The sequence below is a fragment of the Vibrio fluminensis genome (assembly GCF_015278125.1).
Taxonomy (GTDB): Bacteria; Pseudomonadota; Gammaproteobacteria; order Enterobacterales; family Vibrionaceae; genus Vibrio; species Vibrio fluminensis.
In genome coordinates this window covers 1-19,530 of record NZ_JADILO010000015.1, presented here as the reverse complement: position 1 = coordinate 19,530, position 19,530 = coordinate 1, and the positions used below count along the sequence as shown (strand labels likewise).

The window sequence follows — 19,530 nt, the reverse complement described above, 5'->3', positions numbered from 1 at the left end:
TTTTTCACACTTACGTGCTGAAGAAATATAGTTATCCCTTGGTAACGTCACCACTCGCGGTGGTAAAGTAAGTCCATCATTGACTTAATGACCAAAAGATTTAACTAGGCTTGCTAACTTATCAGAGGATTCTTCTAACTGTTCAGCAAGTTTCGACACCCGCTTCGACTGAGCTAAGTTCGAGTCTGAGGCTTGGCTGACTCCCAAGATATTGTTTTTTATCTCTTGCGAAACCAAACTCTGCTCCTCAGCAGAGGTAGAAGTTTGCATAGATAGATCGGATATATTCGAGAGTATCTCTGATAGCTTGGCTACATTATCTTGTGTCGAAAGCGTATCCGTTACACAGGCATGACTGGTGGCTTCACTTTCTTGCATGACCTCCGCTAAACGAGTTAGCGCTTTTTGTATACTAGAAATCGAAGACTGAATCTGTTCCGTCGCTTGATGGGTACGCGAACTGAGCGCGCGAACTTCATCGGCGACTACAGCAAACCCTCTGCCCTGCTCACCTGCTCGTGCCGCTTCAATCGCCGCATTCAGTGCAAGTAAATTGGTCTGCTCGGCAATGCCCTGAATCTCGGCCATCACTGAACTCACCTGCGATGACTCTTGTACTAGATCAGCCGCGATGTCAGAAGAATTACGGATTTCTTGAGTCATCTGATCGACTTTACCTCGCGTGGATTCAATCGAGTTAATTGCCTCATCGCACGTTGTGTTGGCATCTGTTATACGCTCCGATGTGACTACACTGTTTTGTGCGACATCAGAAACTGTCGTTGCCATCTCATCCATTGCGCTGTTGATTGACGTAAGCTCTTGTGACATAGAAGCAATGCTTTGCTGAGACTCGATAGATGAATGATTTAGCTCTTCAACATTGTCTTGTAATGTTTGGCTACTATCAACAACGCGTCCCAATACCGTTCTGATCCTGCCTTGCTCAATTTTCAAATGGAACTCTGATGCACTATTCACGTCATCACAAAATACCAAGCGTGATACGCTGTCATATTGCTGAGCAAGTTCGGTTTCTTTTCGTGGAGAGACGATAAGATCTCGATAAAAAATCACTAAAAAGATCAATGGTGTAAATAGCGATATCCATGGCGTAACAAAATAGGCTAGTACTGACGTCACTATAGATAGAAGCAAAGCTACCGTAAGCTTTACTGCATGATTATTGTTATAACCAACAGCCTTAACTTTGCTTTGATTTAGCTTATCGTACAGCTCTTTGGCTCTGGATTTATGCTTGTCATCCAATGTAACGCGCACTGACTGATAACCGATTAACTTACCTTGTTCATAAATAGGGCTAACGAACGCATCCACCCAGTAGTAACCACCCTGCTTAGTTCGATTTTTAACCGCACCCCGCCACACTTCTCCGCTTTTTAAATGGCTCCATAGATCGGCAAATGCCGCTTTGGGCATCTCTGGATGACGCACGATATTATGATGTTGACCAACCAATTCATCTAGGCTAAAACCTGCAATATTACAAAAGGCTTCATTGGCATAAGTAATGACCCCTTGTGTATCCGTAGTGGAGACCAATTCCGCACCTTTAGGCACTGGAACCTCTCCTTGTGTGCTTGATATATTTTTCATTGATTTGCTGACTTTTTGTTTATTTATAATTGATATTGTTACTCAATAAGAAATTAAAAGGCTCTTTAATCTCAATGAGTTAATCTTCTCACTCACTCTCATTATAATTTTGCTAATCAATATATTTAACAATCACACAACAGTTAGATGTATCTAAATATTTCCCCATATCGTATTTTATTCGGTTGTCTTCTTGTGCGAAAACTCAAATCTCATTGCCCTATCTAGCCTGAGCTTGGTAACCAAATTTCTTTCATGGTCTAAAACAAAGGTTTAGACATTTTCCAGATATGCGGTGAAGGCAACAAATTTGAATTAAGCTAGACGTAGCTATAAAAACGCCGGAGCGAATGTCCGGCGTTATAATCATTTATTCTTCATCAATATTTGCTAGCTTAGTGTTTCCACCATGTACTTTCTCCCTCTGTCGCTGAACCACGGCATAGAAACCTGGTATCAATAGTGTGCCCGCAAGCAGCACACACAATAAGCCGCCAATGAGTGAAATTCCCAATGAGTTTTGACTTATGTGTCCAGCTCCAGAAGCAAATATTAGTGGGAAAATGCCTAAGATAAACGACCATGAAGTCATATTCACCGCACGAAAACGCAACTTACCACCGTGAACTGCAGCTTCATCTATTGCAATATCTTTCTCTTCTCGCTCCATTTTAGCGAACTCAACAATTAGTATCGCGTTCTTTGCGGCCAATGCTATCAATAGCACCAAACCTATCTGTGCATAAAGGTTTAACGGTGTCCCTGTTAAGTTGAGTGCTAAGAAGGAGCCCAGTGTTGCAATAGGAACCACCAGAATGATTGCCAGAGGAATACTCCAACTCTCATATTGAGCGACCATAAATAGATAAATAAAGATCAAAGCAAGCGCAAACGCATAGATCGCTTGGTTACCAGCTAATACCTCTTGGTATGCCATTCCCGTCCATTCATATTGATAGCCCTGAGGTAGAAGCTCTGCCGCAACGCGTTCCATCGCAGCAATCGCGTCACCACTTGAGTAACCCGGAGCCGGTTGACCTTGGATCACCGCACTACGATACATGTTGTATCGCCATGCAACATCCGGTTCAAAAATCTGCTCGTAAGTGACCAGCGTACTCAGTGGAACCATCTTGCCGCTTGATGAACGTAAGTGGAATCGCTCTAAGTCATCCATACTGCTACGATGCTGCGCATCAGCCTGCATAGTCACACGGAAATTCTTACCAAACATGGTGAAGTCATTGACGTAGAGCGAACCTAGGTTACCCTGTAGCGTTTGGAAGATGCTGGATAAAGGGATGCCTAATTGCTGTGCTTTCTCTCTATCAATATCCACATAATAGTGAGGAACGTTAGCGCGGAAGGTCGAAAACGCAAAACCAATTTCAGGTTGCTTCTTTGCCTCTTCAATTAACTGATTCATCACCATCGCTAGATCGGTACGACTGCGACCTAAGGCATCCTCTAAGACAAATTCAAAACCCGATGCCGCGCCCATGCCAGGTACCGCTGGTGGTCCCATCGCAAACACAACAGCTTGTGGTAACTGCATCGCCGCGCGTCCATTAATTCTCTGCGCAATCGCAGCTGCCGAGTGTTCACCACTTAAAGCATTACGCTCATCCCAATCATGCAGTTTAATAAATAACGAGGCGCCATTCGATGCCGCAGCACCCGTCATAAATGCAAAACCGTTGGCAACCGTAACTCCATCAACGCCAGGCTCTTGTTCGACCATTTTTACCAGTTCATCTGTTACTTCCTCAGTACGTGATAAAGAGGCAGAGTCCGGTAGTTGAACGTTAACCAGTAAAATACCTTTGTCTTCTTGTGGTACAAATGCAGTAGAAGTCGTTTTAGCAAAAAGACTTACTGCCGCCACCGCGACAATGAAAAAGCCGACCAATAGCACTGTCTTCTTCACCAAGAAGCCTGCTATCTGACCATAGCGAGCGGTTACGGCTTCTAAACCTCGGTTGAAGGCTTGGAACCAACGTGCCGTATTGCCTCCGCCTTGCTTAAGCACTAGTGAACAAAGTGCTGGTGAAAGGGTTAACGCATTAATAGATGAGATAACAACCGAAATACAGATAGTCAGAGCAAATTGGCGATACATGATTCCGGTAATGCCCGGAAGCATGGCTACAGGTAAGAACACAGCTAGCAGCACCAACGTCGAGGTAATGATCGGTCCTGTTACCTCTTTCATCGCAATTAATGTCGCTTTACGCGGCGAAATACTCGGATCTTTCGCCATAGTAGTATCGACGTTTTCAATCACTAGAATCGCATCGTCTACAACGATACCAATAGCCAAAATCAAGCCAAACAGCGTTACGGTATTGATAGTAAAGCCGGTCATTTGCATCACTGCAAAGGTACCAATCAAAGAAACAGGAATAGCTACGACGGGAATCAGGGTTGCACGTGCACTGCCTAAGAACAGGTAGGTTACCGCAATAACCAGTAAGATCGCTTCGATCAGCGTTTTTACTACCCCTTTAATTGATTCCGCGACAAAGACCGTTGTGTCGTAGCTTGTTTCATAACTCATGCCTTCAGGGAAGTTGACGCTTAGCTTCTCCAGTAAGTCCATCACCGCTTGACCACTTTCCAGCGCATTAGCGTCAGATTGTAGCGAAAGCGCGACTATTGAAGCGTCTTGACCTCTGAACAGACCACTACCGTCATAGAACTTTTTGCCCAGCTCAACTCGCGCTACATCTTTGAGGTAAACTGTGGAGCCATCGCTATTCGCCCGCAAAACAACGTTCTCAAACTCACCAACAGATTCAAGTCGGCCCTTGGTCACTAAGTTAAACTGCACTTCCTGAGCGTTATTGTAAGGCGCGGCGCCCACACGACCTGCAGCAACCTGTACGTTCTGCTCAGCCAAAGCCGAGTAAACATCACTGGTGGTGAGTTTTAAATTCGCCATCTTCTCAGGGTCAAGCCAAACACGCATCGCGTATTCACCGCCACCAATCACGTTAACTTCACTGATCCCTTTAACTCGGGCAAGTTGATCTTTGACGTTAAGGTTGATGTAGTTAATCAGAAACTGATCATCGTATTTGCCGTCAGGCGAATAAAAATTGAGTACCATCAGCAAGTCCGGCGAACGCTTTTTCACCGTAATACCGACCATGCGCACTTCTTGAGGAAGCTTTGATTCGATCTGTGAAACGCGGTTTTGAACGTTAACCTGAGCCATATCTGGGTCAGTACCAACATCAAAAGTCACATTAAGGCTGTAAGAGCCATCGTTGGCACTCTTTGAAGACATATAGATCATATCTTCAACACCATTGACCGCAGCCTCTAACGGGTCGGCAATGGCTTGCTCAACAACTTCTGCACTCGCACCAGTGTAATAAGCGTTCACACTCACCGAAGGCGGGCTAATTTTTGGGTACTCTGCCACCGGCAGAATGGCTAAAGAGATCGCCCCCGCCAAAGTCAGAATAATTGAGATTACCAACGCAAATTTAGGACGTTGGATAAAGAAACGACTAAGCATTACGCCCCCTTTATTCCGACGTCACAGTTGTATCGGCACTGTCTGAATCAATGCGAACAGGCACACCATTACGAATGCGTTGTAGCCCTTGGGTGATTACACTATCTCCTGCGGAGATACCTGATTGGATAATAATGCCTTGCTCTAGCTGACGACCAAGTTCAACATTGCGTCTCTCTGCTACATTTCCTTCTGCCACCAGCATGACAAAATGGCCTTCTAGGTCTGTTTGTACTGCGCGACGAGGAACCACAACGACTTCAGTCGATGCCTTCTCACGCAATTCAACTCGAATATGCTGCCCCGGCAATAGACGATAATCAGGGTTTGGTACGACCGCGCGCATCGCGATAGTGCCCGTATCTAGATCAATTCGGTTACCCAAATAATCTAATGCCCCCAAATGTTCAAACGGCTGACCATTCTCAAGTATTAACTGTACTTCCGCAGCTTCGGTATCATCGGCACCGTCGCCTTGATATTTATCCAGACCTAAATCCAAGCGTTCTCGCTCACTCACACTAAAACCCGTATGAACAGGGTCAAGACTAACTAAAGTTGTTAAAATACCAGACTGTGGTGATACCAGATCGCCCGTGCTAACTTGACTGGCGCTGATACGGCCAGAAAATGGTGCACGAATTTCCGTGTAAGAGAGGTTTACTTGTGCAAGGTTAAGTTGAGCTTTCGCTGACTCGACTTGAGCTTCCGCACCGAGTAGAGCGGCAGTCAAATGGTCAAATTCAGATTGTGAGATGCTACCTTTCGGTAACAAATTTTTGCCACGGTTAAAATCTAGTTGGGACTTTTTAAGCGTCGCGTTGGCTTGAGCAAGGCTCGCTTTTGCTGCCGAGAGTTGAGCCTCAAATGACGAAGGTTCAATGGTGTACAGCAACTGACCGGCTGTTACCATTTGCCCTTCTTCAAAATGGCGTTGCTGAAGGTAGCCCGATACTTGAGCGGTGATATTGGTATCCTCAACCGCTTCGACACGACCAATGTAAGATTTGCTTTGTTGGTGAGTCGTCACCTGGGCAGGTTGTGCAACCACAAGAGGCGCTTGTCCTTGAGGATTACTAGGAGTGGATTCACCGCACCCTACCAATAAAAGGCTGCCCGTCATAAGGGTGGCTAGCAAAGTTTTTTTCATAAACATACCGTTAGCTAATTTAATAACAGAAACTTAACTAACGGTATTGTGTTCTATGTCCGAAAACTATCAGAAATCACTCACAAATTGTATCAATCTGTTTCGAGCTCTAATGAATTGCGATTAATAAGCTAATTGCTTAGCACACGCACTATTGAGTAATTCAGTTGGTGAATTCCATGTATAAACCAATTCAGTTAACTTATTCCCACATGGTGAATTCCAAACACGTTCAAGTGAATTCGTTCCACCAAGATTTTGGTAAAAATCGATACCTTGTTGGTTACCCTTTAGTACTTCCAAATAGACACCACCGTCTGAAAAATGCTGTTCAATCCATTTCGCAGTCTCAGCGACTAATGCACGACCCACGCCTTTACTTCTGTAACGAGCATCAACATGAAGCGCATCAATCATGGTGCCTTTTTCAAAATCATGATTCCCAAACGCACAAATAAAACCGCACAGTTCGCCATTATTTTCAGCAACAAGTACATTCTGGTTAAACGGTGGGTTGATAAGTCGGGTCTGCCAAATCAACAGACGCTCATCAACAACTTCATTGCGAAGATATTCCTCGCCGAGTATGCCCTGATAGAAAGTCTGCCAACTTTGCGCGTGGAGACTCGCAATTCTTTCGTAGTCACTATATTCGGCTATTCTTATTTCCATTGCCATTTCCTTTTTACTTCCTGTAAGGATTTAATCCACGATCCATACTATTCATTAACAAAAAAAAAGCAAAAAAATCCAAAAGAAATTCTCGTTCACAAATTGCAACACTAGCAGTTTGACTTACACGTGTACGCTGATATTCTAGCGCACACTTGTTCGCTTAAAGGATAAATCAATGCGTTCTGCCGAAAAGCCACCCCTGATTTGGCTAAATGTTTCATTATTTCTGCTCAGTTTTGTTTTTGCAGTCGTCGTCACACCTTGGTACGGATATCACTATGGATACAGTATTGAACATTGGGTTTGGCTAATTGTTGCATTCTCGTTTTGTAACCTTTCCATTACAGCGGGTTATCACCGCTTATGGTCACATAAAGCGTATCAGGCTCATCCATTCCTTCGCTATGTTTTCGCTATCGGCGGTGCTTTTGCCCTACAAAATAGCGCATTGCACTGGAGCTCTGATCATCGCGTACATCACAAGCATGTCGACAACAATGATAAAGATCCTTATTCAGCAAAACGTGGATTCTGGTTTTCTCATATTGGTTGGATGCTGCGTAACTACAACCAAGATACATACAGTGATTACACCAACTGCCGCGATCTACAAAAAGATTCCGTGGTAATGTGGCAGCATAAACACTACCTAATGTTGGCGATCCTGACTAACCTAGGTTTCCCACTATTTCTGGGGGTGATATACGGAGATATCTGGGGCATGCTATTAATTGTCGGCGCCTTACGTCTGGTACTCAGCCATCACACCACCTTCTTTATTAATTCTTTGGCACACATTTGGGGAAGCCAACCGTACACAGACAAGAACACCGCGCGAGATAATGGAGTATTGGCGTTTTTTACCTTTGGTGAGGGTTACCATAATTACCATCATATCTTTGAGAATGACTACCGCAATGGTATTTATTGGTGGCAATATGACCCAACCAAGTGGTTGATCAAGTCATTTCAATGGTTAGGCTTAGCTGAAAAGCTAAGAGAAACACCGTACTTAAAGATTGAACAAGCCAAAGCTAAACAAGCGCTGAAACAAGCGATGGCACGAATTGAGCACAACCCTGAAAAGCTGCAGTTAAAACATACCTTACAACATGAATTTGACCAGATGATGAAAAAGCTTAACGATTTCTATGCATTGAAAAAGCAAATCGTTGAGCAGCGTAAAAGTAACTTGGTTGAAAAATATGAGCGCTCATTGTTACTAATGCGCTATCAAGAGATGAAAGCAGAATTTAAAGCACAACAGAAGAACTGGAACACTATCCTAACTCATTGCTAATACGAATTTACCATTCCAACCTATTTGGGAGCGCAATGTCGCTCCCTTTTTCTTGAACAAAATCACACTTAATTCCCTACGTATATCCTATTACTACTCACTTCTTTATGTCACTTTTGGAATTAGTGCTATCTATTTTTAGAATTAATAGACAAATCGAATCTAGCTATACCTATGAAATAATTATAATTAGTTCAATTTCGCGCAAACAAAAACACTCATTTCTAACCAAACCATGATCACTCTCTCTAGTCTCGCCCTTTGAATGTTATTAGACTGTAAAGCAATTATTTCAGACAAAGATCTGTTACTTAGTCTCACCTCTTAGCGCTAAGAAACTTAAACGCAGGAAGCCCATGAAAAACCAAGCATTGATAAATCAATTCGAACAAATTGTCGGCAAAGACAATGTCTTAACCCAAGAGAACAAGACGGAATACTATCGCTCTGGTTTTCGATCAGGTAAAGGCAAAGCGCTTGCCGTGCTCTTCCCGTCAACGCTAGTCGAACAATGGCGCTTGCTGCAAGCTGCTGTTGACGCCAATTGCATTATCATCATGCAGGCAGCCAAAACCGGCTTGACCGAGGGTTCAGCACCAAGCGGTGAAGACTACGACCGTGAAGTAGTGATCATCAACATTACCCGAATTAAAACACTCCATCTTATCGATGGCGGTAAACAAATCGTCAGTCTACCAGGGGTAAGTTTGCATCAATTGAGTAAACAACTCGATCAAGTTAAGCGCGCGCCTCATTCGGTGATTGGCTCTTCTTCAATCGGTGCAACCGTGGTGGGCGGTATTGCCAACAACTCGGGCGGCGCATTGGTCAAACGTGGTCCAGCTTATACAGAGCTCGCCTTATTCGGGCAAGTCACCAAAGAAGGCAAACTTGAGCTGGTGAATCACCTTGGCATTGATGGACTTGGTGACACGCCAGAAGAAATCCTCGCCAACGTTGAGAAAGGTAACTTTAGCCCTGAGCAAATCCAGCACACACAAGCGATGGCTTCTGATCATGAATACGATCAACGAGTACGTGATGTCGACGCTGAAACACCTTCCCGTTTTAATGCTGATTCACGCCGACTGTTTGAAGCCAGTGGTTGTGCCGGAAAATTAGCCGTATTTGCTGTTCGCGTAGATACGTATCCAGTTCCCGACAAAGAACAACTGTTCTACATCGGCTGTAACGATCCAGCCAAACTCACTATGTTGCGCCGTGACATGTTAAGTCAGTTTAAAAATTTGCCGGAAATGGGCGAATACATGCACCGCGATATTTTTAACTTGGCAGAAAAATACGGTAAAGACGTCTTCCTTTCGATCAATCACTTAGGCACAGATAACCTACCTAAGTTTTTTGCGCTTAAAGCAAAAGTCGAAACCATACTAAAGCGCATTCCTTTTGTCTCAAAAGATTTACCGGACATTACCCTCTACTGGCTGAGTAAACTCTTCCCACAACACTTGCCTAAGCGAATGCTGGAATATCGCGACAAATACGAACACCATTTGATTTTAAAAATGAGTGATGCAGGTATTAATGAAGCGAAGCAATACCTTACTGAGGTTTGGTCAAAGCAAGAAGAGTGTGAGTACTTTGAATGCAGTGCCGACGAAGGTAAAAAAGCTCTGCTGCATCGCTTTGCCGCCGCGGGTGCCGCGATCCGCTACGAAACCATCCACTCTAAAGAAGTTGAAGAAATCCTAGCATTGGATATTGCTCTGCGTCGAAATGACATCGATTGGGTTGAAAAACTACCCGAAGAGATCACTAAAGATATGGTTATGGGACTCTACTATGGCCACTTTATGTGCCATGTATTTCACCAAGATTATATTTTCAAAAAAGGCGCGAACACCAAGAAAATCAAATCAATGATGCTAAAACTACTCACAGATAAAGGGGCAAAATACCCTGCTGAACATAATGTTGGGCATCTTTATGAGGCAGAAAAACAATTGCAAGCCTTCTACCATTCTCTTGACCCAACCAATACCTTTAACCCTGGTATCGGCAAGATGAGCAAGTATAAGCGCAACTGTAGTTGCTGTGGTTAACCTGCTTTTATAGAAACTCTGTCAGCGATACAACTTTAAGTGATAAATTGTAGATAGAAAAAGCCCGAGCATTTTATTGCTCGGGCTCTAATATAAGGTCGCTAGTTAAGCATTATTTCATAATGCGCGCTTTAAACGCTTTGCCTTTCATCTTACCGTTTTGCAGCTGTTTAAGTGCAATTTTAGCTACACTGTTTTCAACCGCCACGTAAGAGACCATTGCCATAATGTTAATCTTACCGATGCGCGTACCATCAATACCTGCTTGCTTAGTCAGAGCACCCATAATATCGCCAGCGCGTACTTTCATTTTCTTACCGCCAAGAATTTGAATCGTCGTCATCTCTGCGTAGAAAGGTTCGCTGTTTGGTTTGCTAGGCGCAGCTACCGGGCTAACTTCGATATCCATGTACTCTTCAATCAGCGCGACGCGGTAACCGTCTTTTTCGCCATAGAAGCTAAATGCTTGACCTTTCGCGCCTGCACGACCAGTACGACCAATGCGGTGTACGTGTACTTCTGGATCGCGAGAAAGCTCAAAGTTAAATACCGCATCTAGGTTCTCAACATCTAGACCACGTGCTGCTACGTCAGTCGCCACTAGAATCGAGATACTCTTGTTAGCAAACATGGTTAATGCTTGATCGCGCTCGCGTTGCTCCATGTCACCATGCAGCTCAACCACACTGAAGCCACGGTGAGTTAGCTCATCCGTTACGTTCATCACTTCTTTCTTAGTGTTACAGAACACTACAGACGACTGTGGGCGGTGAGTTAATAGCAAGGCTTCTAACGCATCATCACGCTCTTGCGTGGTATCTAGCTTATAGAATGACTGCTCAATAGTTGAAGTTTGGTGCGTTGACTCTACTTTCACCATCAGTGGTGTTTTGGTAATGCGGCTAGCAATCGCTTCAATTTGTTTAGGGAAAGTTGCACTAAACAGCAGCGTTTGGCGTTGCTTCGGTGCCTGCTCGATAACCGCATCTAATGCTTCTTGGAAGCCCATTTCAAGCATGCGGTCCGCTTCGTCTAGTACCAGCGTGTTTAGCTCATCTAGATTGATGCGACCTTTGCTTAGGTGATCAAGAATACGACCAGGCGTACCAACCAAAATGTGCGCACCATGTTCAAGAGAACCAATTTGTGGTCCCATCGGCATACCGCCACACAAAGTCAGTACTTTGATGTTATGAATACCGCGTGCAAGCGTACGGATCTCTTTCGCTACTTGGTCAGCAAGTTCACGGGTTGGACAAAGCACCAATGACTGTACACGAAAACGCTTAACGTTTAGGTTACTTAGCAATGCAAGTGAAAACGTTGCAGTTTTACCTGAGCCCGTTTTCCCCTGACCAATCACATCTTTACCTTCCAATAGCGCAGGCAAGCTCTGAGCTTGAATTGGCGTCATTGTGGTGTAGCCCAATGTGTCTAGTGTGGTCAGTAGTTCGTTTCTCAGTGGCAGGGTTTTAAATGAATCTGTCACAATCTCTTCTCGTCGAAATTGCTATCTGCATAACTATCGCTATTCGTATGTGCCAAGCGTTATGCAGCAAGCTAAAAATGGCTAAATAAAAAAACCGCCTCATACGAAGCGGTTTTCCGTAATCTGGGGATAACCTTAAGGTTATCGTAAACCGTGCAGAAATTCTGCTCGTGTTGCTGGGTTGGATTTAAAGATCCCACCTAGCGCAGTGGTTGTCGTTTCACTGGTTGCATCCATCACACCGCGAGATTTCACGCAGTAATGCGTCGCATCGATAGTCACCGCTACGTCATCTGACTCTAATAATGTCTGTAGAGCAACCAAGATCTGCTGAGTCAAACGCTCTTGTACCTGTGGGCGTTGAGAGAAAAAGCGTACGATGCGGTTAATTTTTGACAAACCAATAATCTTTCCGCGCGGAATATACGCTACTGCCGCCTTACCATCAATAGTAACAAGGTGATGTTCACAAGTACTGGTCAACGTAATATCTTTAACTCTCACCATCTCACTCACATTCATTTTGTTCTCAATGACGGTGATTTTTGGGAAGTTTTGATAGTCCAAACCAGAGAAGATTTCATCGACATACATCTTCGCAATACGATGCGGCGTTTCTTCTAAACTGTCGTCAGTAAGGTCAAGATCAAGTAGAGATAGAATCTCTCTCATATGATATTGAATTTTTTCCTTTTTTTCTTCACGACTGAACTCGCTCGGCACCATAGGTGTCTCGAGTCCACGGCTTTCAAGCGCATCTTTTACTAACTTCGCTGATTCGCTAAGACCTGACATTCCACTTCCTCTTATTACTCCTCGCGGATGGCTGACAAGGATACTCGGATTTGAGGGCAATTACACCCCTATTTTAAGCGTGGGCATTGGTTTGCGGGCGATCCAACGTTACAGCCTTCTTATTGTCGCGCGGAAAGTATGGTAAAGTTAGCCAAAACTAGAAAGACATTAGGATTCATACATGGGTTGCTGTGACGCTCCGGGCTTGATGCCAATCGAAGAAGCGATGGATAAGATGCTATCGCGCATTAAACCGATTCAAACTACCCTACAATTGCCGCTTGCTGAGGCGTTAGGTTATGTTTTAGCCGAAGATATTCTCTCTCCTATTTTCGTGCCACCTTTTGATAACTCTGCAATGGATGGCTACGCTGTTCGCATCAACGATCTTGCAGAGTCAAACACCCTGCCTCTTGCTGGTAAATCTTTTGCCGGACAACCGTTTGAAGGTGAATGGGCGCAAGGTACGTGCGTGCGTATCATGACGGGAGCAAAAATCCCTGAAGGTTGTGATGCGGTTATCATGCAAGAAAATACCCAGGTCACCGAGCAAGGTATTTTATTTCTGCAAGAAGAAGTCAAACCTCAGAGCAATATTCGCCCAACCGGTGATGACATTAAGCAAGGTGATATTGTACTGCCTAAAGGCGCTCGCCTGTCTCCGCGCGATATCCCGATGATTGCGTCACTTGGCGTCAGCCATGTTGTGGTGGTACGTAAACCAAAAGTTGCCTTCTTCTCGACTGGTGACGAGCTTAAGCCTCTTGGTGAACCGCTGGCTGATGGTCAAATTTACGACAGCAACCGCTATGGCATTAAGCCATTGATCGAGAACTTCGGTTGTGAGCCGATTGACCTAGGCATTATTCCAGATTGCCCACAAACACTGAAAGAGACATTTGAACAAGCGCAAATGCTTGCCGATGTGGTAGTGACATCTGGTGGCGTAAGTGTTGGTGAAGCTGACTACACCAAAGATATTCTTGAAGAACTTGGTGAAATCGGCTTTTGGAAACTGGCGATTAAACCGGGTAAACCTTTTGCATTTGGTAAGCTCTCTACCGCTTGGTTCTGTGGACTGCCAGGCAACCCGGTTTCTGCGGTACTGACCATGTATGTTTTAGTGCAGCCAATGCTTGCCAAACTTGCAGGTCATACGGAATGGAAAGCGCCAGAATCGATTCCAGCCACAACCAAAACCGCGTTCAAAAAAGCGCCGGGACGTACCGATTACCAACGTGGTATCTACTCGTTAGAAGATGGCAAATTTGTGGTTGAAACCACAGGTAACCAAAGCTCTGGCGCCTTCCGTTCTATGAGCCTAGCTAACTGTTTCGTGGTTCTAGAGCGTGAACGTGGTCGCGTAGAAGTTGGCGAAACTGTCCAAATTCAACTGTTTAATTCGACGTTGTACTAGGAGCGCTGGTGGAGATCTTATCTGATCAAGAAATGCTAAGGTACAACCGTCAGATTGTACTCAAGCAGTTTGATTTCGAAGGACAAGAAGCGTTAAAGCAAGCCTCTATTTTGATTCTTGGCGCTGGTGGTCTCGGTTGTGCATCGAGCCAGTACCTCGCGACTGCTGGTATTGGTAAATTGACGCTTATTGATGATGATATCGTAGAGTTATCGAACTTGCAGCGTCAGGTACTTCATCATGATGCGGATATTGGCAAAAAGAAAGTTCAATCAGCTGCAGAGTCATTAAAACTGCTTAATCCATTTATTCAAGTGGATGCTATTGATAGACGCTTAAATGATGACGAACTCCGTGTATTGATTGAAGCGCACACTTTGGTACTCGATGCTTCAGATAACGTTGATACCCGTAATCAACTCAACCGCTTATGTTACCAAAGTAAAACACCATTGGTTTCCGGTGCAGCGATTCGTATGGAAGGTCAAATTAGCGTATTTACCTACCAAGATGAAAACGCCCCTTGCTATCAATGTTTGAGTAGCCTATTTGGTGGCGGTGCGTTAAGTTGCGTTGAAGCGGGAGTAATGGCACCTGTCGTTGGCATCATCGGCGCAATGCAGGCGATGGAAGCAATTAAGGTGATTGCCAACTACGGTACACCTAAACAAGGCAAAATTTTGATCCTCGATGCGATGACAATGTCATGGCGTGACATGGGATTAATGAAGATGCCGAACTGCTCAGTATGTGGCTAAGTAATCCGTTTGATTAGATTCAAGCAAAGGCGATAAGGAGAAAGGCAAGGAATGAATAACCCGAAAATTTTTCTTATCGCTTTTTTGTTTGCTTGTCTAATGCTAACCAGTGTATTACTTCTAAAGCCTAAGCAGACAACACAGACCATCCAAGCCACTGTAACCTCGCAGACTTTAACTCAGTCGCTCGATGGTCATCGACGCTACCTTAACGTCATTACGTCTGAACAAAGCTCAATGCTGGTCACCTCTCCAGCTCAAACCGATTGTCCGCAAGGGTCCACTGTCGAACTCGATGTAGAAAGTACATTATTGCAACGTGATAAAAGCTATCGCTTTAAAGCGTGTTATCCCAAACAGCCAAACCAATAAAAGTGACATTGTCACTACATTTTTATCTTAACGATAAACACACCATAAAGGACTGTTATGTTTCCACTCATCACCGCCGAACAATTAGCTCAGCTGAAAGAGCAAAATGCGCAAGTTGTCATCCTTGATGCAAGTATTGAATTCCAAATACCAGCAGAAGGTGAGAAAGATAAAATAAACAAAATTCCTGGCGCACTGCGCTTTGACTACGACAAAGTATTCTGCGACCAAAATTCACCACTGCCTCATATGATGCCAACGCAAGCACATTTTAATCAACAAGCTCGCGCATTGGGCTTAAACAATGAGTCGACGATCGTGGTTTACGATAACAGCGGTACATTAGCCGCGCCGCGCGCATGGTGGATGTTCAAAACAATGGGACATAACCAAGTGGTTATTCTTGATGGTGGGCTACCAGCGTGGAAAGAGGCGGGTTTTGCCACCACAACGGAATACGCCGAGGCAAACGAAATTGGGGATTTCAAGGGTCAACTCAGCCCAAGCGGCTTTTTGACCGCAGAGCAAGTACTCGCAGAGATTGATAACAGCCAAAGCTTGACGGTTGATGCTCGCTCAAAAGCGCGCTTTAACAAAGAAGTCCCTGAGCCGCGCCAAGGTGTGCGCAGCGGTCATATTCCTAATTCTATTTGTCTACCGTTTTCCGAGCTCATTCAAGGCACTCGAATTAAGAGCGCTGAACAGCTACAACCCATTATTGAGTCTGCGCTTGGGGATAAAAATAAGCAGTTTATTTTTAGCTGTGGTTCAGGCGTGACTGCCGCTATCTTATTGCTTGCGGCGTATATTTGCGGCTATCAGAAATTATCCGTTTATGATGGTTCTTGGACTGAATGGGGACAACGCGTCGATCTCCCGATCGAATAAGCTTCATAGCTAAATTGCTTCGTTCTCATATAGCAAAAACCCCAGCATAAGCCTGGGGTTCTTTAGTTAAAAGCTGCAGCAATTATTACTGCTTATTGTCGGCAATTTGTTCATCTAGGTTTAGTACTGTCAATGCATTACTTACGCTGGTTGCAATCACGTCAATCGCTCCGGTTCGCAGTGCTCCAAGCAATGCTAGCGGTTTACTATTTTCAGCCGCTATCGCGATCACTTCGGAAATCGATTTAAACTCATCAATGCCCAAGCCAATCACACGGTCGCTCATTACCGTTGATGCGGCTACGCCACGAATGTCAAAAAAGTCATAACCGGCAAAATCACCCACTACCCCTTGTAACATGCGCGACTGAACAACTTCGTCAGCGGTAAACCAACCTAGGTCCACCATGTAACTGTTCTCACTCATATCACCGATACCAATTAGTGCAACATCAGCTTTTCGAGCTAAGTCTAATGTTTGCTTAACCGTCGCGTTTTGCATAAACGCAAGTTTCTGTTCGCGGTTTTCCGCGTACGCTGGCGCGTAAAGCGTTTCAGAACTGCCGCCATAACTTTTCGCAAATTGGCGACAAATGTGGTCAGCATTAAACATACCGCCTCGTGGGTGAATACCACCGATACCACAAACAAATTTGACATCTTTCTGTGGAATAACGCCAACATGATGAGCCACTGCCGACACGTTTCTCCCCTGCCCAACCGTCATTACCGTGCCATTTTGTAGTGTACTCGCAAGGTACTTTGATACTAAACCTGCCACTTGAAGTCGTTGTTGCTCTTCACTTGGCTGATCTAAAGCCACCAATGCACGCTTAACACCAAAACGATCTATTAAACGTTGTTCAATTTTGGCGCTAAATACCGGGTGATATTTCACAGTAATTTCGACAATGCCTTCATCGCGAGCTTGCTTAAGTAGTCGTCCTACTTTGGCTCGAGAAATAGAAAACTTCTTTGAGATCTCTTCTTGTGTCGCACCATCTTGATAGTAAGCCACCGAGATTTCGGTAAGCAGGTCGGTGCTATCTAAGGAACTCTCTTGGTTGATGTTCGCCATAAATTCTAAATACTCATAATGGATAAGCGGAATTGTACAAAAAACTGAGCATCCGCTCATTGACTTAGCATATGTTACAAATCCATTTTAACCTTACTTTTGCTCACAGCAATAACACTTGCTCACAACTTTAATTTTATGTGATAACTCTCTCCTATCCCTTGCCGGGAAAAGGCAAACGTTTAAATGGATATGGCGAATTTAAAGGACAAAATATTCTTGATTGATGTCACCTAATTCACCACTAGAGAATTGACTTTATCTGTCGTTAGGATAAATATGGATACATCATTTACTCATCGAAAGATCAAATGCTCACAACAAATGTGATTTCGATAGAAAGATTTCTGCTAATGATTAACCTCGGTCTATTTTTACCCGTGAACTAATCATTAGCTCGCTTGCAAATGTCAGGGCTAACCCAAGATTGAGCACTGACTAAGAAATAGGATGATCGATTATGAGCAATAAATTAGAGCAACTTCGTAAGTTAACCACTGTTGTTGCTGATACTGGTGAGATTGACGCAATCAAAAAATACCAGCCAGAAGATGCCACTACCAACCCGTCTCTTATCCTGAAAGCGGCTCAAATCGAAGAGTACGCCCCTCTAATCGACGCTTCAATCGAATACGCGAAGGCACAAAGCAGCGATAAAGCACAACAAATTCAAGACACTTGTGACATGCTTGCTGTGAACATTGGTAAAGAAATCCTGACGACTATCCCAGGTCGCATCTCTACAGAAGTAGATGCGCGTCTATCTTACGACATGGAAGGCAGCGTAGCGAAAGCGCGCCAATTAGTGAAGATGTACAATGATGCGGGCATCACTAACGATCGCATCCTGATTAAACTAGCATCAACTTGGGAAGGTATCCGCGCGGCAGAAATCCTAGAGAAAGAAGGCATCAACTGTAACCTAACGCTACTATTTTCATTCGCTCAAGCACGCGCTTGTGCTGAAGCTGGCGTATTCCTAATTTCTCCTTTCGTTGGCCGCATCATGGACTGGTACAAAGCGAAAGAAGGTCGTGATTTCGAAGCGCAAGAAGATCCAGGCGTACTTTCTGTAACCACTATCTACAACTACTACAAAGAATACGGCTACAACACGGTAGTAATGGGTGCAAGTTTCCGTAACATCGGTGAGATTCTTGAACTTGCTGGTTGTGACCGCCTAACTATCGCGCCTGCACTTCTTGCTGAGCTAGAAGCGGCTGACGGCGAAGTGGTTGAGAAACTGATTGACTCTAAAGGCGCATCTGAGCGTCCAGCAGTAATGACTCACGCTGAGTTCCTATGGGAACACAACCAAGATGCAATGGCGGTTGAAAAACTGGCAGAAGGCATCCGCAACTTCGCGGTAGACCAAGGCAAACTTGAAGAGATGATCGCAGCTAAGCTGTAATCCAACGAATAAAATAAGGGGAACGTTTGCGTTCCCCTCTTCTTTTCCCTATTTAGAAATTAACTCTATCTGGTATTTATTATGGATCGTAAACATTTAGCTAATGCAATCCGTGCGCTAAGCATGGACGGTGTACAACAAGCAAACTCTGGTCACCCAGGAGCACCTATGGGTATGGCGGACATCGCTGAAGTTCTTTGGCGTTCTCATCTAAACCATAACCCAGCGAACCCAGAATGGGCTGATCGCGACCGTTTTGTACTGTCTAACGGTCACGGCTCAATGCTAATTTACTCTCTACTACACCTAAGTGGTTACGAGCTATCTATTGATGATCTGAAAAACTTCCGCCAATTGCACTCTAAGACGCCAGGTCACCCTGAGTACGGTTACGCACCAGGTATCGAAACAACCACGGGTCCACTAGGTCAAGGCATCACCAACGCGGTTGGTATGGCAATGGCTGAAAAAGCACTGGCTGCTCAGTTCAATAAAGAAGGTCACGACATTGTTGACCACCACACTTACGTGTTCATGGGTGACGGCTGTCTAATGGAAGGTATCTCGCACGAGGCATGTTCTCTAGCAGGTACACTTGGTCTTGGTAAGCTGATCGCATTCTGGGATGACAACGGTATCTCTATCGATGGTCACGTAGAAGGCTGGTTCTCAGATGATACACCGAAACGCTTTGAAGCGTACGGCTGGCACGTAATCCCAGCGGTGGATGGTCACGATGCAGAAGCGATCAATGCTGCCATCATCGCAGCAAAAGCTGACCCACGCCCAACACTAATCTGTACCAAAACCATCATCGGTTTTGGCTCGCCAAACAAATCAGGCTCACACGACTGCCACGGCGCACCACTAGGTGCAGAAGAAATCGCAGCAGCGCGTGAATTCCTTGGTTGGGAACACCCTGCATTTGAAATCCCTGCTGACGTGTACGCGCAGTGGGATGCAAAAGCGGCAGGCGCAGATAAAGAAGCGGCTT

Annotated in this window: 15 protein-coding genes; 8 read left to right on the top strand and 7 right to left on the bottom strand. The window is 44.7% G+C overall.

Going from position 1 to position 19,530, the window contains the following annotated elements:
- Positions 1-84: 84 nt before the first annotated feature.
- The 4 genes from IRQ95_RS11900 to IRQ95_RS11885 all read right to left on the bottom strand — a co-directional run bounded on the left by IRQ95_RS11900 (position 85) and on the right by IRQ95_RS11885 (position 6,962).
- Positions 85-1,581: a methyl-accepting chemotaxis protein gene (locus tag IRQ95_RS11900; RefSeq protein WP_348541607.1), complete on the bottom strand. Its 1,497-nt coding sequence runs from the start codon at positions 1,579-1,581 to the stop codon at positions 85-87.
- A gap of 406 nt (positions 1,582-1,987) precedes the next feature.
- Positions 1,988-5,140: an efflux RND transporter permease subunit gene (locus tag IRQ95_RS11895; RefSeq protein WP_194437135.1), complete on the bottom strand. Its 3,153-nt coding sequence runs from the start codon at positions 5,138-5,140 to the stop codon at positions 1,988-1,990.
- Between the two features lie 10 nt (positions 5,141-5,150).
- The gene (locus tag IRQ95_RS11890; protein ID WP_194437134.1) at positions 5,151-6,290 is read right to left on the bottom strand and encodes an efflux RND transporter periplasmic adaptor subunit; all 1,140 of its coding nucleotides are present in this window, start codon (positions 6,288-6,290) and stop codon (positions 5,151-5,153) included.
- A gap of 123 nt (positions 6,291-6,413) precedes the next feature.
- Positions 6,414-6,962, bottom strand: a complete 549-nt coding sequence (locus IRQ95_RS11885; protein WP_194437133.1) for a GNAT family N-acetyltransferase — start codon at positions 6,960-6,962, stop codon at positions 6,414-6,416.
- 178 nt (positions 6,963-7,140) lie between these two features.
- Between IRQ95_RS11885 and IRQ95_RS11880 the strand changes: the two genes are divergently transcribed.
- Positions 7,141-8,265 carry a fatty acid desaturase gene (locus IRQ95_RS11880; RefSeq protein WP_194437132.1) on the top strand — a complete coding sequence of 375 codons (1,125 nt, stop codon included), beginning with the start codon at positions 7,141-7,143 and terminating at the stop codon, positions 8,263-8,265.
- 356 nt (positions 8,266-8,621) lie between these two features.
- A complete protein-coding gene (gene dld / locus IRQ95_RS11875; RefSeq protein WP_194437131.1) occupies positions 8,622-10,328 on the top strand; it encodes a D-lactate dehydrogenase in 1,707 nt (568 codons plus the stop codon).
- Between the two features lie 112 nt (positions 10,329-10,440).
- Here dld and dbpA read toward each other — a convergent pair whose 3' ends face one another.
- Both dbpA and folE read right to left on the bottom strand, forming a co-directional pair.
- Positions 10,441-11,817, bottom strand: a complete 1,377-nt coding sequence (dbpA, locus tag IRQ95_RS11870; RefSeq protein WP_431358053.1) for an ATP-dependent RNA helicase DbpA — start codon at positions 11,815-11,817, stop codon at positions 10,441-10,443.
- A 141-nt stretch (positions 11,818-11,958) separates the two neighbouring features.
- Complete coding sequence (folE, locus tag IRQ95_RS11865; protein ID WP_075652761.1) at positions 11,959-12,612, bottom strand: GTP cyclohydrolase I FolE; 654 nt, start codon at positions 12,610-12,612, stop codon at positions 11,959-11,961.
- A 181-nt stretch (positions 12,613-12,793) separates the two neighbouring features.
- Here folE and moeA point away from each other — a divergent pair, with 181 nt between their 5' ends.
- The 4 genes from moeA to IRQ95_RS11845 are packed head-to-tail and all read left to right on the top strand — an operon-like array spanning position 12,794 to position 16,047.
- On the top strand, positions 12,794-14,029 hold the full coding sequence (gene moeA, locus IRQ95_RS11860; RefSeq protein ID WP_075652762.1) for a molybdopterin molybdotransferase MoeA: 1,236 nt from the start codon (positions 12,794-12,796) through the stop codon (positions 14,027-14,029).
- An 8-nt stretch (positions 14,030-14,037) separates the two neighbouring features.
- Complete coding sequence (moeB, locus tag IRQ95_RS11855) at positions 14,038-14,787, top strand: molybdopterin-synthase adenylyltransferase MoeB (protein WP_194437130.1); 750 nt, start codon at positions 14,038-14,040, stop codon at positions 14,785-14,787.
- A 51-nt stretch (positions 14,788-14,838) separates the two neighbouring features.
- A complete protein-coding gene (locus IRQ95_RS11850; RefSeq protein WP_194437129.1) occupies positions 14,839-15,159 on the top strand; it encodes a hypothetical protein in 321 nt (106 codons plus the stop codon).
- A gap of 57 nt (positions 15,160-15,216) precedes the next feature.
- Positions 15,217-16,047 carry a sulfurtransferase gene (locus IRQ95_RS11845; protein ID WP_194437128.1) on the top strand — a complete coding sequence of 277 codons (831 nt, stop codon included), beginning with the start codon at positions 15,217-15,219 and terminating at the stop codon, positions 16,045-16,047.
- 85 nt (positions 16,048-16,132) lie between these two features.
- Here the strand turns inward: IRQ95_RS11845 and IRQ95_RS11840 are convergent, their stop codons facing one another.
- Entirely contained in the window at positions 16,133-17,125 is a 993-nt protein-coding gene (locus IRQ95_RS11840; protein ID WP_194437127.1) for a sugar-binding transcriptional regulator, read from the bottom strand.
- Between the two features lie 460 nt (positions 17,126-17,585).
- Here IRQ95_RS11840 and tal point away from each other — a divergent pair, with 460 nt between their 5' ends.
- Entirely contained in the window at positions 17,586-18,536 is a 951-nt protein-coding gene (gene tal / locus IRQ95_RS11835; RefSeq protein ID WP_194437126.1) for a transaldolase, read from the top strand.
- An 81-nt stretch (positions 18,537-18,617) separates the two neighbouring features.
- The coding region (locus IRQ95_RS11830) for a thiamine pyrophosphate-dependent enzyme (RefSeq protein WP_267254553.1) at positions 18,618-19,530 on the top strand (913 nt) is incomplete at its 3' end.

Coding starts and splice junctions, on each gene's coding strand:
- IRQ95_RS11895 (WP_194437135.1), bottom strand. CDS start 5,140: ATGCTTAGTCGTTTCTTTATCCAACGTCCTAAATTTGCGTTGGTAATC.
- IRQ95_RS11890 (WP_194437134.1), bottom strand. CDS start 6,290: ATGAAAAAAACTTTGCTAGCCACCCTTATGACGGGCAGCCTTTTATTG.
- IRQ95_RS11885 (WP_194437133.1), bottom strand. CDS start 6,962: ATGGAAATAAGAATAGCCGAATATAGTGACTACGAAAGAATTGCGAGT.
- IRQ95_RS11880 (WP_194437132.1), top strand. CDS start 7,141: ATGCGTTCTGCCGAAAAGCCACCCCTGATTTGGCTAAATGTTTCATTA.
- dld (WP_194437131.1), top strand. CDS start 8,622: ATGAAAAACCAAGCATTGATAAATCAATTCGAACAAATTGTCGGCAAA.
- folE (WP_075652761.1), bottom strand. CDS start 12,612: ATGTCAGGTCTTAGCGAATCAGCGAAGTTAGTAAAAGATGCGCTTGAA.
- moeA (WP_075652762.1), top strand. CDS start 12,794: ATGGGTTGCTGTGACGCTCCGGGCTTGATGCCAATCGAAGAAGCGATG.
- IRQ95_RS11850 (WP_194437129.1), top strand. CDS start 14,839: ATGAATAACCCGAAAATTTTTCTTATCGCTTTTTTGTTTGCTTGTCTA.
- IRQ95_RS11845 (WP_194437128.1), top strand. CDS start 15,217: ATGTTTCCACTCATCACCGCCGAACAATTAGCTCAGCTGAAAGAGCAA.
- IRQ95_RS11840 (WP_194437127.1), bottom strand. CDS start 17,125: ATGGCGAACATCAACCAAGAGAGTTCCTTAGATAGCACCGACCTGCTT.
- tal (WP_194437126.1), top strand. CDS start 17,586: ATGAGCAATAAATTAGAGCAACTTCGTAAGTTAACCACTGTTGTTGCT.